Genomic DNA, 16,162 nt, shown 5'->3' on the forward strand with positions numbered 1-16,162 from the left:
GAACTCACTATCGGGTTAATCCGCGCAAGGCGGCAGAGGGGGTCCGGGATGCCGCGGTGGCACCGGAAAAAACGGATAGCGCATAACATGCACTATCCGCTACGCCAGTTAAATCAATCGCTTTACTTGACGTCGTATTTGAACTGACCTGTTTCTTTCAGGTTGGCAACGCGCTTGGCGTTACGCTCGTTCATGGCCTTGATGGCCTTTTCCTGTTTGCTGAGTTCGACGGGGTCATGCTTGGGGTCGTATTTGGAACCAGCAATCTTTTCCGGGAAACCTGGTTTTGGTTCCCAGCAGTTGCCTGGTTCTTTACAGTTGGTGCCATCGTAAGCAAAAGCACTGGATGAAAATACCAAAACCGCCACGCCCATCAGACCGTGCTTGAGCCAATTTTTGCTTTGCATTGCATTCCTCCTCATACCCGGCAGTTAAAGAACCCTTCGCGCGGCCAGGATCACATCGCGAAGGGAGTGATACAAAAGCAACTTAGTTATTGAGCCACTTGGCTTTTTCAGGATCGCCCTGATAAATGGAACGTACCCAGCTCATGATCTGCAGCATCTCATCCTGCGTCAGACGGCCGCGTTGCGGGCCCATCATGCCTTCGGCGCCACCAAAAATGGTCTCGAACAAGCCCTTGTCGGTGGCATTCTTGGGGTAGGTCCAGTAGTCGTCGGACAGCGCCGGGCCCAGCTTGCCTTCGGCCAGATGGCCATGACAGCCTGAACAGGCGGTGGAGAACAGGCTCTCACCCTTCTTGATCACCTCGGCATTGCCGTTGTAGGGGTTGACGCCGGTTTGCTTGAATTTCTTCACCGCATCGGTTTCCGTCTCGTTGAGGCCCTTGAAATCGAGCATTTCACCGGAGATGGTGCCGCGGAAGATCAGGTCATCCGCGAAGACAGATACGGTGGCCGCCAGAAGTGCTGCGACCAGAACCAGTTTGTTACGTTTACGCATTGCATTACCCTTTATTGCTTATTGAAAAATCGTGGCTACCGCTCAGTAAAGCGTCGCTTCAAGGCTTGGTTGTTGGCAACAGCGGGATACCTTCTGCCTTCAAAATGGCATCAATATCGCCCTTGCGCTTCACCAGCGCCTGCTCAATCTGCTTCAGCAGCTCGGTATCGTTCTTACGCACACCCACGCTTACCGAAAACTGATGCGGAACACGCTCACCATTCGATTTCTTGGCGTTATCCACCACCAGCTTTTCCACCAGCGGCACGCTGGACTGCTTGACATATCGGGCAGCTGCAGGCGCCCACAGCACCGCCACATCCAGGCGGCCATTCACCACATCATTCACCACACGCGATGGGTCATACTTGATGTAATGGTTGCGCGGCGACTTGTAATTGGAGATCTCGGCCTTGTACTGGAACATGTCGACAAAGCGCTCGATCTGCACCAGCATCACCTCTGGTGGCGTTTCCGGAATCCAGCCTATCTGGGTGGATGATTTCTTCAGGTAAGGACTATTCCAGTCCGTCAGCCCCAGGTCGCCCTTGTCTTTCTTGTAAACAAAGATGTAGCCGGAACGGTAATAAGCAGGCGTCGTGGCGACACGTGGGTCGTTTTCATCGGCGCCAATAATCACATCGCATTTATCCTTATCCAGCAGGTCACGCACCACATAGCGCGCATCTTTCCACCAGACGTTTTCCACCTTGCGGCCCAGTTCACTGGCCAGCACATCGGCGATCCGGTTTTCAAACCCCTCTTCCCGGGTATTCGAGTAAGGCAGTTCATCCTCACCCGCACAAATTCGTAATGGACTGTCGGCTTTGGTCTTGATTTGCGCATTGTCTTGCGCCATGGCAGTCTGCCCGCCGAACGCGCTCGCCCAGATGGCGAACATCACACTCCACTTGATCAGTTTCATTGCTTTCCCTTAAAACACACCGTGATGATCTTTAAAACTGCACAGTAAAAACGCTATCTGATAAAAACCGCCGGCACCCTGTCATCGTGCCGGGCACCGGCGGCCTAATCACAAGGCCTGTATTACAGACCGAACACCATCACACCACCGCCCATCTGGGTGTAGTTCTGGAGTTCCTTGAAGGCACCTACAGCGCCCAGACCAGCACTTGGGTCGGTCAGGTCAAATACCAGACCTACACCAGGCCAACCGCCCACACCGTAGTTGGTAGCGATGTACTGCTTACCCTTGTAGGCGTAGCTCATAGGCGCACCAATCGCACCGGAAGGCATCTTGAACTTCCAGATTTCCTTGCCGTTGGTCTTGTCGAGAGCCTTGATGTTGCCGTCGAGAGTGTTGTAGAACACCAGGCCGCCCTTGGTAGCCAGAGTGCCGCCCCAAACGGAGAATTTCTCCCACTTGGTCCACTTCACTTCGCCTGTCACACCGTCCATGGCGCGAACTTGACCCATTTCCTTCTTGGTTGGGCCGTTAGGGCCTGGGTACATAGCCAGCGTTGCACCAACGAAGAACTGACCTGCACGGTATGGCAGCATGAACGGCTCCCAATCCATACAAATGTGGTTCAGACCGAAGTAGAACGTGCGGCTGTCAGGATCGTAAGCATCCAGACCCTGGTTGTGGAAACCCATGGCAGATGGGCAGATGTTGGTACCCTTGTGGTCCATGCGGGTGCTGAATTCAGGATCGCGCAATGGCAGGCCGGTCTTCAGGTCCACCTTCTTGAATACATTCACTGCAGGATCAACCTTGGCAGCTTGTACGATAGAACCGGTTTGACGGTTCAGTGTGTACATGATGCCGTTACGGTCAACGTGAGTCAGCAGAGGCTGCGACTTGCCGCCAACTGGCTGATCGGTCAGGATCATCTGGTTAACACCAGCGAAGTCCCACTCGTCATGAGGAGTCTTCTGGTAGCCCCACTTGGCAGCGCCAGTATCCACATCACGTGCCCAGATGGTCATGGTCCACTTGTTGTCGCCTGGACGCATGGTTTCGTTCCATGGAGCAGGGTTGCCGGAACCGTAGTAGAACAGGTTCAGCTTGGGATCATAGGCATACCAGCCCCAGTTGGTGCCGCCGCCGATTTTCCAGGCTTCGCCTTCCCAGGTCTTGGTGCCGAGGCCCATTTGACCGTAGTGAGGATTGTCCTTGTTGAAGTCTTTGGCCAGGTTGAGCTCATTGTCAGGACCGGTCGCGAACGAACGCCATACCAGCTCACCAGTTTTCTGATCATAGGCAGTCACGTAACCGCGCACGCCCAGCTCAGCACCGGAACAACCAACCAGCACCTTGCCCTTAACAGCGAAAGGCGCCTGGGTAATGGTGGAACCTACTGCAGGATCGCAGTTTTCCATCTTCCACAGTTCCTTGCCGGTCTTGGCATCCAGGGCAACCAGGTGACCATCCAGCTGGGTCTTGAAGATGCGACCATCATCGTAGGCAAGGCCACGGTTCACGATGTCACAGCAGGCAACCGCCTTGACGGAGGCATCCTGCTTGGGCTTGTGCTGCCAGACAATCTTTTCTGGCTCAGCCAGGTTGAGGGCAAATGTATTGTTTGGAAATGGCGTGTTGATGTACATCATGTCGCCAATCACCAGCGGCGCACCTTCATGACCGTGCAGCAGGCCGGTGGAGAACGACCAGGCAGCTTTCAGGTTCTTGACGTTACCTGTCGTGATTTGTGAAAGGCGGCTGTAATGTTGCCCCGTATAATCCCCAGTTTGCATTGTCCAGTTATTGGGATTGGCACCCAGCGCTTCCAGGCTATCAGCTGCCGCAGCTACTGATGGCAGCATGGCTGACAATGCCAATCCAGCAACTGCAAAGCCAGTAGCTGTTATTCTTGCCTTCATCTTCGGAATCCTCCTCGTATGTTGATATAGTCCTACTCCCTCGCTACCACTGTCGTAGAGCGACGACGAACTATCTCAAACCTGCCTTTGCGGCACGAGGTGCGCCATTCACTTTTGCGCAGGGAAAAATTCACATATTCACAATTTGTAATACTTAATTACATTTTGTAGCAATGTAAGGATGAGCTCCCGGTCACATTCGGGAGCGAGTCGCTAGGGCGCCAATGTGACACAGCGCATACTGAGCATTTATGCGCATCCCGTTCGCCCCCATTACCCTAGGCAAGCAGCTGGATAGAAAGAATGTCCTGCTTGAGTTTGCGATTGTCCCTTGCAGCTTCATCCTGACTTACCTGCTGGCAGGCTACTTTGAGCTGTCGGAAATCTTCATCGACTGGACATTGACCAGCCAAGACGAATACGACATTGATGAGCTGCCCTATGCGCTGGCCGCCGCCACCCTCGCCATGAGCTGGTTTGCCTGGCGCCGCTGGCAGGAGATCAAGCGCGAGGTGCGCAGCCGCAACCAGACCGAACAGGCACTGTTGGCCGAGCGCCTGCAATTCCAGACACTATTCAATGAAAACCTGGCGGGCAATGCCGTGGTCACGACGCAAGGCGTGATCCAGATGTGCAACCCAGCCATGGCCTGCTTCCTGGAAATACAGACGCCAGAGCTGGCCGTGGGGAATAACCTGGCCGACTACTTACAGCACGGCCCGTCGTGGTCGCACCTGATGGAAGTGGTCAAAGAACATCAAAAAGTGGATGTGGAGCAGCTCTGTGTAATAGGCGTCTACGGTAAACGCACCTATGCCATGGCTCGCATCCTCGGGCATTTCAGCCAGGATGGCAGCTTGCAGTTCCTGCATGTGTTTGCTGCCGATATCACCGAGATCAAAACCGCCGAATCGGAAATTTCCAACCTGCTCAGGGAGAATCACTTTCTGTTGCGGCAGGCGCTGGAGTTGCAGGAAGAAGAGCGCCGCCATATCGCCCGCGACCTGCACGACGACATGGGGCAATACCTGAATGCGATCAAGGCCAACGCCACCAGCCTGGTCAATATGCCGGATCTGCCACCCAGTATCAGTGAAGTGGCGCTGCACATTATTTCGCACTCCGATCATATCTACCGCTCGGCGCGCCAGCTTATTCATCGCCTGCGCCCTGCCGCGCTGGACGAGCTTGGGCTGGGTGCCGCCCTGCAGCATTTGATCGACACCTGGAAATATCCTGCCAATGGCACGCGCTATCAGCTGGCGATAGACGATGCGCTTGATCATCTGGATGACAAGCTGACCATCAATATCTATCGCGTGATTCAGGAGGCGATTACCAATGCCGCACGCCACGCCCAGGCCAGCCTGATTGATGTGCACCTGTTCATGCAGGGTGACAGGCTGATCGTGGATATTACCGACGATGGTTGCGGCATCTCGCAGGCCCAGCCACACAAAGGCCTGGGGCTTGCCGGCATGCGTGAAAGAATCAAGGCGGTTGACGGTAAATTCGAGGTGTCCAGCGCTGCTGGCACGGGCACCCGGATTCGCGCGGTCATCCCCATAACCCCGATAAAGGAGATGGTGTAATGCAAGGTGCAGTAAGAGTGATGCTAGTGGACGACCATGCCGTGGTAAGGCAGGGCTATCGCCACCTGCTGGAAAAATCCGGAATCAAGGTGATCGCCGAAGTGGATAGCGGCGAGGATGCCTACCGGGTTTACTCGGAGCACCAGCCGGAAGTGGTGGTGATGGACCTTTCCATGCGCGGCATGGGCGGCCTGGAAGCGCTGAAGCGCATTGTCTCGCGCGACCGCAATGCCAAGGTGCTGGTGTTCAGCATGCATGACGATGCCATATTCCCCACCCGCGCATTGCAAGCGGGCGCCAGTGGCTATGTCACCAAGTCGTCTGCGCCGGATGTGCTGGTAGAGGCCGTCTTTGCCATTGCCAATAACCGCAAATACGTCAGCCACGATATCGCGCAGGAAATCGCCATGCACAACATCAATGGCGGCGACATACTCAACAGCCTGAGCTCACGCGAATTCGAGGTATTCAACCTGCTGGCCCAGGGCCGCTCGATTGAGGATATTGCCGCGGCTCTGTGTCTGGATTACAAGACCATCGCCAATGTGCAGACGCGCCTGCGGCAAAAACTGAATGTGGAAAACGCCGCGCAACTGATGCTGCTCGCCATCAAGCTCAACATCATCAAAACGTGAACATTTCCCGCTGAAATCATGAAGCTGTCTCTCACGGCAAGCGGGGCTCTGCTTTTACACTGGAGTCAGTTGTCTCTCTCCACTGACAACACCATAGTTGATGGACCGGCATACCCTTGCCGGTCTTTTTTTTGCGCTGGCTTATATGGTTCGCCAGACCAGCCATGAACTGGCCTCAGCTATCAATCAAGCCGTGCTTGATGGCAAAACGCACCATCTCCACCGGGTTGGACAAGCCCAGCTTCTGCTTCACCAGCGTGTGGTAATTCGCCACCGTTTTCTGGCTGATCTTCAACACTTCGGCAATTTCCTCGGCATTCTTGCCCTCGGCAAACAAGCGGAACACCTCGAATTCACGCGGCGACAGCTGGCTGATGAGGTCACCATCGCCGATGACTGTTTGCAGGGCGATCTTCTGGGCAATGCTGGTGCTGATATAGCTCTTGCCACGCGCCACTTCCACCACGGCTTTTACCAGCTCATCAAACGAGCCGGTTTTGGCTACATAGCCACGCGCACCGCTCTTCAGGGTCTGCATGGCAAACGCGGCATTTTCATGCATGGAGAAAATCAGCACGCGCGCTGTACGATACCGCGCCAATATCCGGCGCATGGCTTCCAGCCCGCCCATGCCCGGCATGGAAAGATCCATCACCGTCACATCGGGCAGGTATTCGCCAAACACCTGGTAAGCCTGCTCACCGCTCTCAGCCTCGGCCACCACCTTGATGCCGGAGTGTTGCTCCAGCAAGCGGCACAAGCCAGAGCGCACCACTGTGTGGTCATCGACCAGCAAGACCCGGATAATTTCTTCACTCACCTGACAACTCCTGTTGATTTATCACCGGGATACTGACCATGATGGTCGTCCCCTCCCCTGGCGCGCTCTGCACATCAAGCTTGCCGCCCAACCCTTCCACCCGCTCGCGCATGCCAGCCAAGCCAAAGCCGGAAGGCGCTTTTTCCATTTCAAACCCACAGCCGTTATCGCGTATCACCAGATGCAGGTGGTTGCCCATGCGTTGCACTGCCAGGCTGACCGACCCCGCCCTGGCATGACGGCTGATATTGGTCAGCGCCTCCTGCACCAGGCGGTAGATGGTGATCGGGATAAACTCGCCCAGATCTTCCAGGTCTTCCTCAATATTGATGGTGATGGTCGCCTCGGGATGCCGCTGACGCCAGTTGCTCACCAGATCCGTGAGGGCAATGTGCAGGCCGAGCTTATCCAGGGTATCTGGCCGCAGGTGCTCCAGCATGTCGCGCACAATAGTCACCACATGGCGTGCCACCTGCACAATCGCCGCCGCACTCTCCTTGATGCGCGGATTGCTTGAGTCGGAATTCACGATGGCCGTGGCATCGGCGTTGATCGCCGTCAGGCTCTGGCCGATTTCGTCATGCAGATCGCGTGCAAGATGCTTGCGCTCATCTTCCTGCGCACGTATCAGCTGTTGCGACAAACGATGGTTACGCTCCACGCTGGTTTCCAGCTTGTGCGCCATCAGATTGAATTTGTGGCTGATGCGCGCCAGCTCTTTCAGCTTGAAATCCGGCAGGCGTGCCTTGAGATTGCCACGCTCCAGTTCGTTTAGCGCGGCCAGTACCGTATCCACCGGACGCAAGGCATGGCCCACCGCCCAGTACACCATCAGATTCACCAGCAGGAAAAACAGCGCCGACAGCACCAGCAGATCCTGGGTATCGCCCCACACTTCGGCAATCTCGTAAGAAGGGTCAGGCGTGACGACCAGCACACCAATCACCCGGCCATTGACCTTGATCATGCGGCGCGACTGTATCCACTCGCTCGATACCATGCCCATGGCACTGACAAACCAGCGTGGAGGTGGTGCTTCGTTTTCCGCATCGGCAGGCAGGCTGTTGCTGTCCACCAGCGTGCCGTTGTGATCATAGAATTCAATGCGCAAGTGACGCAGATTGCTCAGGCTTTTAAGCCGGAATGAACGCAGCTGCTGGGGATTGGAAAGCTGGGAGTAATACAAGGCTTCTGCATCCAGCAGATACAGGGCCAGTTTGGCGGTGGACTCCACCTCGGCACGCACATCCTGCCGTGCATTTGCCACCATCAGCATGGTGCCAAGCGCCATGATCAGCACCAGCAGGGCCGTGATCATCAGATTTAAGCGTAACTTGAGGCTCATGGCGCTCCGTCTTCGTGAAAACGGCTATTCTATAGTCTTAGCTCCTTTCATCATTCGGGAAATTTTCCCGAATTCACCTGAACATGCGGGATGGCGAGGAAGGCACTACCCAGTCTTGACTGCAGAACATCATGCGCCGACCGGATGGGCAAGCCAGGCTGCCCCTCATCTAACGGATGGTATTGTCGCCCCGCCTCTCAGGCCTGTGGCATGCCAGCGTTACCCATTTAAAATAAAAATAAAAGCCCCCTTATGTGATGGCATGGGCCGTGCTTTAATAAGCGGAATATATACGTACGTATCACTAGGGGGAGTATGAAAGAATCAGTGATCGAGTGGCCCAAGCCACCTTATTTCAGCTTTGCTGCCAATGGCGAGAGCCCTGCTAACGAAATCTGCCTGATCTACCTGTTTGATGGCAAGAAGCTGCTGGGACAGCTCATCGAGTTCATGCCCGATGCCAATACCCTGATCTATCGTACCGCCAAGGATAAACCGCAAGAAACGCTGGCCGTCGATAAAATCAAAAGCATACAGCTGATGCAACCCATGGAACTGGTGCCCAACCAGTCTTTTCTTGAGGACAGGGCTGAGGAGCTGTTTCCCCCTTCCGAAAAACAAACCTATGCCATTGAATATACCGATGGCGAAATGGTGGTGGGTTATACCTACAGCTATGTCACCACAAACCATGGCTTGTACATTTACCCGACCACGGCTGACAGCAAGATCATCCGCGGTTACTTTCCACGCGCGTCCATCAAGAGTTACAAGATTGGCCAGAAAATAGGCGAAATCCTGATTCAGGAAAAGCTGGCAACCAAAGATGCGGTGGAAGAAGCGCTGAAACGCCAGGACGAATTGCGCAATCAGCGCATAGGCGATTACCTGTTTGAAAATCAGATTGTCACCAGTGAAGAGCTGCAAAAGGCGATTCGCCATCAGGAAAGTCGCCCGATTCTCAAGCTGGGCGAGGCACTGAGACAGCTGGAGCTGATTAGCGAAGATCAACTGCAGCATGCCTTGAACAAGCAGAAGGAAAACCGCGGTATTCCGTTGGGTCGCATTCTGGTCGACATGGGCATCGTCGATGAGCAGACCCTCAAGGGCACGCTGGCGAAAAAGCTGGGGATTCCGTATGTCAGTCTCAGTAAATTCAACTTTGACCCGAATGCCATACGCCTGATTGGCGCGCCCGTGGCCCGCAAGCATCTGCTGATACCGCTGTGCATGTATGAAGGCGCGTTGGTGGTGGCGTTTGAAGATCCGATGAATGTGAAGGCGATTGATGAGGTACGCTTTCTCACGCAGATGAAAACCCTGCCTGCCATGGCCTCGCGTGAAGATATCGTCACGGCTATTGACAGCTTTTATGGTCGCAGCGGTGCGTTTGAATTCAGCAAAAGCAAGGATGACATGCTGGATTTCGACCTGAAATCCAGCAATGTCGCCGGCATGCAGATTGATGACCTGGCCACCAAGCTGTTCAGCGAAGAGAACAGCATGCAGTTTGAGTCTGCCGAAGAGCCCGTGGCAGAGTCTGATAACACGCTGGTGCAGCTGGTCAATAAAATGATTCTGGATGCTTATCAGGATGGCGTGTCGGATATTCATATTGAAACCTATCCGGATCGCCGCAATACGCAGGTGCGTTTCCGCAAAGATGGCACGCTGGTGCAGTATCTGGAAATCCCATCCAATTTCCGCAATGCCTTGATCTCGCGGATCAAGATCATGTCGCAGCTGGATATTTCCGAACGGCGCAAGCCACAGGATGGCAAGCTGGATTTCAAGCAATTCGGCCCGGCCAATGTCGAGCTGCGCGTGGCGACCATCCCCACAGCCAATGGCCTGGAAGATGTAGTGATGCGGGTGCTGGCAGCGGCCAAACCTGTACCGGTGGATAAACTCGGGCTGGCGCAGGACAAACTGGAAAACCTGAAAAAGCTGATGCAGCGGCCCTATGGGCTGATTCTGGTCTGTGGCCCGACCGGCTCAGGCAAAACCACATCGCTGCACTCGTTGATGGGGTACATCAACACCCCGGAACGCAAGATCTGGACAGCCGAAGACCCGGTGGAAATTACCCAGCAGGGGCTGCGCCAGGTGCAGGTGAATGCCAAGATAGGCTGGACCTTCGCCGCCGCCATGCGCAGTTTTCTGCGAGCCGATCCGGATGTGATCATGGTGGGTGAAATGCGTGATCAGGAAACCACCAAGATCGGCATTGAAGCCTCATTGACCGGCCACCTGGTGCTCTCCACGCTGCACACCAATAGCGCGCCGGAAAGTATTGTGCGTATGCTCGATCTGGGCATGGACCCCTTCAACTTTGCCGATGCGTTGCTGGCGATCATGGCCCAACGTCTTGCCAAGACATTGTGCGACAAATGCAAGGAAGCCTATGAACCCAGCCATGCCGAGCTGGAAGAGCTGGCGGCCGAATTTGTCCTTGGCACCAGCCATGGCGCGACGAAAGAACTGGCGCGTTTTCAGGAGGAGTTTGCGCGTGAGGGCAAATTCACCCTTTATCGCGCCAAAGGCTGCAAAGAGTGCAACAACACCGGCTACCGTGGGCGTCTTGGCCTGTATGAGTTGATGATCGTGACGCCGGAAATCAAGCGCATGATTCAGAAACGCGCACCGGTGAGTGAACTGCTGGAAGAAGCCCTCAATAGCGGCATGCTGACGCTGAAGCAGGATGGCATCAACAAGGTACTCCAGGGCAAAACCGATATCGCACAAGTGCGTGCCGTGTGCGTCTAGCTTTTATTAGCTAAGGCCAGCTTGGGGCTGGGGCGCTAGCCCCGCTACGCGTGTTGGGTAGCGCGGCAGGTGACTGTCGTTTCCCGCTTACTCCGGCAGAGGCATGCACGTCTCAGCCATACACATACAGCTCGCGCGTGATATCCCCATAGCCCGCCTGCGTCAGCAGCGCGCGCTCAATATAACGGCTCACCCGCTGCCGCAGCATGGGCACCAGCTCGCCATCAGGAAAGGTCTGCGGATACTTGAATGCCAGCCAGGCATAAAGGCTGATGTCCTGACTGAACTGTTCCGCCTGCTCCAGGTATTGCGGCCCGCTGCTGTCCAGCCAGGCCACATCCTCTGGCAGGCGCCTGCGCTTGTGGTCGGCATGGGCTTTCAGGCATTGAATGAAATAATCCATCTCGTGCCGCTTGTCGAAAGACACCGGGGCGCATGAAAACCGGAACTTGTCGGCCAGGGGCATATGAGGAGCATGCTGGTCGATAAGATGCCCCAGCGCAATCTGGCCCTCGGCACTGGTGAGGTGAAACAGATCACTTTCCAGCGCTTGCCGGGAAAAACGCTCCAGCAATTCCCCTATGCGCGCGGCGTGCACCCGCTGCGAAAGCCGCGCGATATCCGGCCAATTGGCGGCCACCGGCAATTGCTGCAACTCCGCACTATCCGATGTCGTCAGCATGTGTTGCAGATGCAGTAGTTCATCGGCCTCCACCGCGGCGACAAAGCCGGTGGGATAGATACCGTAACGTCCGGCACGCCCCGCAATCTGCCGGGTTTCGGTCGGGCCGATCAGGCGGCTCGCGACGCCATCAAATTTATGTACGGTAGTAAACACCACGCGCCGGATTGGCAGATTCAGCCCCATGCCAATAGAATCGGTCGCCACCAGCACATCGGCCTCGCCATTGGCAAAGCGTCGCGACTCGGTACGCCTCACTTCGGGCGACAAGGCCCCGTAAATAGAGGCCACCGACAAGCCCCATTGCCGTATGCGCGCACTCAGGGTCAGCACATCCTTGCGCGTAAAGGCGATCACGGCATCGCCCTTTTGCAGCTTGCCTTTTAGCCGCGTCCGGTTGTAGCGTTGGCCGCAAATGGCGTGCTCTTCCAGTATCAATGGCGTTTTGCGCTCAAGCCGCGTCAGTTGCCACGGCTCATCCAGCGATTCCAGCAAGGCCAGGCAGATGGGCGTCACGGCATCCGAACCGCACACAAACACCTGCTGCGCGGGGACGCCAACCAGTGCAGCGGTCCAGGCATAGCCACGCGCCTCATCCTGCAGCATCTGGATTTCGTCGATGACAGCCACATCCACCACCTGATCCGGCCGCATCATCTCAACCGTGCAGGCCGTATGCCGGGCACCCGGCACCCAGTGCCGCTCTTCCCCGGTGACCAGGTTACAGGGCACCCCCGCTTCCATCAGCCGATCACGCACCTCCATTGCCAACAGTCGCAAAGGTGCCAGATAGACGCCCGATGCCGCTTGCTGCAGCACTTGCAGTGCTTCATAGGTTTTGCCGGAATTGGTAGGGCCAAGGTAAAAATGGAAATGGCGCCGCATGCCGCGTGCTACAGGAAACGATGCGGGGTAATCGTGCAAGGCAGAGGCCGACAAGGAGGTATCTCGATGAGGTAGTAAACACTGCCCTCAATGTAGCAGATGCCGCCCCATATGGAAACGGAGCCTGACCGAATGGCCAGGCTCCGCGGTTTCTCAGCTAAATGGCGGTGTTATTTGAAGGCGTAGGTGGCATTCAACATGATCATGCGTGGATCACCCGTGTAACAGGCGCTCACGCTGGAGCAGGAGGCAATGTACTCCTTGTCAGCCAGATTGCGCGCATTCAAGGCAAAGCGCCATGGTCCCGTGCGGTAGAACAAGGCGGCATCGTACACGGTGTAATGCGGCGTGTAGAAGGTATTGAGATCATCCCCCGCCTGCTTGCCGATATAACGCGCGCCTATGCCAACACCCAGGCCTTGCAGCCAGCGCCCCATGTCGTAATTGGCCCAGAGATTGGCCATGTTTTTCGCCACCAGAATCGGACGTTTGTGCAGCGTGCCCGTCGTGCTCTTGGTGATTTCAGCATCAATATAACTGTAGCTGCCCACCACATTGAGCCGCGAGGTCAGTTGCCCGGTAGCCTCGATTTCCACACCTCGATGCTGCTGCTCGCCGGTCTGGATGTTGAATGCGGTGTTATTGGGATCCGTCGTCGTCACGTTCTGGCGCGTCAGGTCATACAGCGCCACGGTGGTGCCAAATGCCCTGTTGGGAGTTTCATACTTGAGGCCGATTTCGCGCTGCTGGCCGGTTTCCGGCTTGAAGGCAGTACCGTCTGCCCCGCTGCCGGTAACGGGTACGAAAGATTCGCTATAGCTGATATAAGGTGACCAGCCATTGCCAAAGGCATACAGCAAGCCGGCACGCCCGGTAGTTGCCCCCGGATTGGTGCGAGTCCTGCTGCCGCTCAGGCGTTTTTCCAATAGATCAGATTCATCGCGACGCAAGCCCAGCACCAGATTCCAGCCATCGCCAAACTTGATGTGATCCTGCAGATATAACCCTTTTTGTTCGAGCTTGTCCGTGCCGGTGGTCGTAGGTGTTGTAACGGCAACACCTATAGTGGGGCTGTAATTCGGGTTATAGAGATTCAGCGCAGTGACGCTGGCGCGCTTGTCCGTGCGCTTGCTGTCAAAATGCAGGTAATCAAACCCCACCAGCACATCATGGCGCAAGGCTGCCGTGTCAAACTGCATGTTGAGCTGATTGTCCATGGTCAGCATCTGGCCATGCACATCGCGATACTGGATCTGCCGCGCATAGTTGAGCCCGTTGGCCGACAGCGATGTGGGGCTGGTAAAGGCACCTTCCAGGTCATAATCGTTCACGCGCATGCTCTGCTTGAATTTGATTGACGGGGTAAACGCGTGTTCAAACAGATAGCCGAATTGCGTCTGCTCGGTGCTGTATTTATCCACACCCGGCACGCCGACAAACCGGCTGTATGAAATCTGGCCATTGGGATTGGCAAGCACGGTACCGCGCGCAGGCAGGCCACGAATCGGCACAAAGTCACTCTTCTGATAGCTTGCCAGCAAGGTCAGGCTGGTCTTGTCGCTGATATCCCAGGTTAATGACGGCGCAATATAGGTACGCTGGCGATCGACAAAATCTACCTGGTCATCGCTGGCGGATGAAATGCCCACCAGGCGATAACGCACTGTGCCATCTTCGTTCAACGCATCCGAAAAGTCGGCAGTCAGTTGCTTCTGATTGTAATTGCCCAGACCGATGCCGATTTCGGCAATAGGCTTGTCAGTTGGCCGTTTCGTCACCAGATTAACCAGCCCACCCGGAGAAATCTGGCCATATAACACAGATGCCGGGCCCTTCAGTACCTCGATACGTTCAAAGGCAAACGGCTCGTTCTGTATCCACATGTCGTTATCCATGCGCATGCCATCACGCAGCACATAAGCACTCTGCACAAAACCGCGGATGGAAATATCATCCAGCCCACGCCGTCCGCGCTGCCCGGCATCGACCCCAGCGGTAAAGCGCAAAGCCTCCGCCAGCGACTGCACGCCCTGATCGCGGATCTGCTCACTGCCAATCACCGTCACGGACTGGGGGGTTTCTGATAACGCGGCATTGGTTTTGGTGGCCGTTTGCGAACGGCTGGCTTTGTAGCCTTTTACTGGCCCGGTGGCCGACTCCTCCTGCCGGGCGCTGACAGCGACTTCCGGCAATTCAGCGGCATCCTCCGCCACTTCAGCATGGACAGACCAATACGGCATCATCAAGGCACAAACAACGCCCCACTTTAATTTCATAACAGCTCCTGCGTGTATATTTTCGTCCCGCATTATACATCTCAAATGATAATTGATATCATTTACACTTTACGATAATACACGCTACCCGTCCGCCTCATTCATCCAGGTCTACGGCAGGCATCCTTGCTATTTCCAATCGCGACACCAAAGAACAGGCTCTCGCCCTCATGTCCAGAAAATTGTTTGTCCGCCTGCATCGTTATGCGGGGTTAATCCTAGTGTTGTTTTTAACGGTTGCGGGACTAACCGGAGCATCGCTGGCGTTTTATCACGAGCTTGATGAATGGCTGAATCCGGACTGGATGCTGGTGACGCCCACGGCTGCCTCACCAGTGCCGCTAGCACAACTTGCACGCAAGGTCAGTCAGGCCTATCCCGACCATCGGATAGCACGCATTGAGTTTCAGCACAGCGCCGATCGCGCATTGATTGTGCGTATGAATAGTAAACAGACTGGCGACGACGCCCCTCTTCCCATGCAGGTATTTGTTAACCCTTATACCAATGAAATTCTGGGCGCCCGCGAATGGGGCAAGGTTGATATCAGTCGTCAGGGCTTGATGCCATTCCTGTTCAAATTGCATGACACACTTCATCTGCCAGGAAAAATTGGAAAATGGCTATTGGGTGGCGTCGCCATACTTTGGCTACTGGATTGTTTTGTTGGATTTTATTTGGCTTTGCCCCGACATGGTCTACTGCCATCGCCCGTGCAGTTCATGAAAAAATGGGCGCCCGCCTGGAAAATAAAGTATCAGGCAAATGCAACTCGCGTAAATTTTGACCTGCATCGTGCCAGTGGCTTGTGGCTGTGGCCCGTGCTGGCTGTCGTCGCGTTCAGTAGTTTTTATCTCAATCTCAACCGGGAAGTGTTCAGACCGGTGATGGGCATGATAATGCCCTTCAGCCCTCTTCCTGGTGATACCTTGCCCAAAGTGAAAGATGGGGAGATTTCACTGGATTGGGATGCTGCTTATCAGCGTGGCTTAGCCTTGCGGCCCGCCAGTGCGGATGATTACCGGGTTGCCAATATTTCATACTTGGCCAAGCAGAATGTCTACCGGTTGACCTTTGATGAACGTCAACCCAATGCCTGGCTGACCTTCAAGCGTGAACAAGTGTTTTTTGATGCAAACACGGGCGAACTGAAAGCCCAATACGGCTACTCACAAGGCAAAACGGGAGATCGATTGAGTATTCTGCAATATCCGCTACATACCGGGCAGATATTTGGATTGCCCGGGCGCATACTCATTTTAGTCACAGGCTTGCTGACCGTATTGCTGGCTTGGACCGGTGTCTTTATCTGGCTCAAAAAGCGCCAGAGCCAAAAATAGTCTGATGGCCAATG

Annotated in this window: 12 protein-coding genes; 4 read left to right on the top strand and 8 right to left on the bottom strand. The window is 55.3% G+C overall.

Annotated features, from left to right (window positions below):
* Nucleotides 1-122: 122 nt before the first annotated feature.
* The 4 genes from FNL37_RS10460 to FNL37_RS10475 all read right to left on the bottom strand — a co-directional run bounded on the left by FNL37_RS10460 (nucleotide 123) and on the right by FNL37_RS10475 (nucleotide 3,750).
* Entirely contained in the window at nucleotides 123-407 is a 285-nt protein-coding gene (locus FNL37_RS10460; RefSeq protein WP_013441569.1) for a methanol dehydrogenase [cytochrome c] subunit, read from the bottom strand.
* Nucleotides 408-489: 82 nt separating this feature from the next.
* Nucleotides 490-963, bottom strand: a complete 474-nt coding sequence (moxG, locus tag FNL37_RS10465) for a cytochrome c(L), periplasmic (protein ID WP_013441568.1) — start codon at nucleotides 961-963, stop codon at nucleotides 490-492.
* 58 nt (nucleotides 964-1,021) lie between these two features.
* Entirely contained in the window at nucleotides 1,022-1,888 is an 867-nt protein-coding gene (moxJ, locus tag FNL37_RS10470) for a methanol oxidation system protein MoxJ (protein WP_013441567.1), read from the bottom strand.
* A 122-nt stretch (nucleotides 1,889-2,010) separates the two neighbouring features.
* Nucleotides 2,011-3,750, bottom strand: coding sequence for a methanol/ethanol family PQQ-dependent dehydrogenase (locus FNL37_RS10475; protein ID WP_280526118.1), 1,740 nt, complete (start codon nucleotides 3,748-3,750; stop codon nucleotides 2,011-2,013).
* Nucleotides 3,751-4,058: 308 nt separating this feature from the next.
* On the opposite strand from FNL37_RS10475, the gene FNL37_RS10480 reads away from it, so the two are divergent.
* Together FNL37_RS10480 and FNL37_RS10485 are read left to right on the top strand one after the other, a co-directional pair.
* A complete protein-coding gene (locus FNL37_RS10480; RefSeq protein WP_159356070.1) occupies nucleotides 4,059-5,399 on the top strand; it encodes an ATP-binding protein in 1,341 nt (446 codons plus the stop codon).
* On the top strand, nucleotides 5,399-6,034 hold the full coding sequence (locus tag FNL37_RS10485; protein WP_013441564.1) for a response regulator: 636 nt from the start codon (nucleotides 5,399-5,401) through the stop codon (nucleotides 6,032-6,034). The genes FNL37_RS10480 and FNL37_RS10485 overlap by 1 nt, the downstream gene beginning before the upstream one ends.
* Nucleotides 6,035-6,209: 175 nt before the next feature.
* Here the strand turns inward: FNL37_RS10485 and FNL37_RS10490 are convergent, their stop codons facing one another.
* Nucleotides 6,210-6,854, bottom strand: a complete 645-nt coding sequence (locus FNL37_RS10490) for a response regulator (protein WP_013441563.1) — start codon at nucleotides 6,852-6,854, stop codon at nucleotides 6,210-6,212.
* The gene (locus FNL37_RS10495; protein WP_159356071.1) at nucleotides 6,847-8,199 is read right to left on the bottom strand and encodes an ATP-binding protein; all 1,353 of its coding nucleotides are present in this window, start codon (nucleotides 8,197-8,199) and stop codon (nucleotides 6,847-6,849) included. Before FNL37_RS10495 ends, FNL37_RS10490 begins: the two co-directional genes overlap by 8 nt.
* A 315-nt stretch (nucleotides 8,200-8,514) precedes the next feature.
* On the opposite strand from FNL37_RS10495, the gene FNL37_RS10500 reads away from it, so the two are divergent.
* On the top strand, nucleotides 8,515-10,965 hold the full coding sequence (locus tag FNL37_RS10500; RefSeq protein ID WP_159356072.1) for a GspE/PulE family protein: 2,451 nt from the start codon (nucleotides 8,515-8,517) through the stop codon (nucleotides 10,963-10,965).
* Nucleotides 10,966-11,077: 112 nt separating this feature from the next.
* On the opposite strand, the gene FNL37_RS10505 is transcribed toward FNL37_RS10500, so the two are convergent.
* Both FNL37_RS10505 and FNL37_RS10510 read right to left on the bottom strand, forming a co-directional pair.
* A complete protein-coding gene (locus tag FNL37_RS10505; protein WP_425325800.1) occupies nucleotides 11,078-12,586 on the bottom strand; it encodes a helicase-related protein in 1,509 nt (502 codons plus the stop codon).
* A 116-nt stretch (nucleotides 12,587-12,702) separates the two neighbouring features.
* Nucleotides 12,703-14,808, bottom strand: a complete 2,106-nt coding sequence (locus tag FNL37_RS10510; RefSeq protein ID WP_159356073.1) for a TonB-dependent siderophore receptor — start codon at nucleotides 14,806-14,808, stop codon at nucleotides 12,703-12,705.
* A 170-nt stretch (nucleotides 14,809-14,978) separates the two neighbouring features.
* Between FNL37_RS10510 and FNL37_RS10515 the strand changes: the two genes are divergently transcribed.
* Nucleotides 14,979-16,148 (top strand): PepSY-associated TM helix domain-containing protein, encoded by a 1,170-nt coding sequence (locus FNL37_RS10515; protein WP_159356074.1) that lies wholly within the window; start codon nucleotides 14,979-14,981, stop codon nucleotides 16,146-16,148.
* Nucleotides 16,149-16,162 lie beyond the last annotated feature (14 nt).

This window comes from Methylovorus glucosotrophus (assembly GCF_009858335.1).
GTDB classification, from domain to species: domain Bacteria; phylum Pseudomonadota; class Gammaproteobacteria; order Burkholderiales; family Methylophilaceae; genus Methylovorus; species Methylovorus glucosotrophus.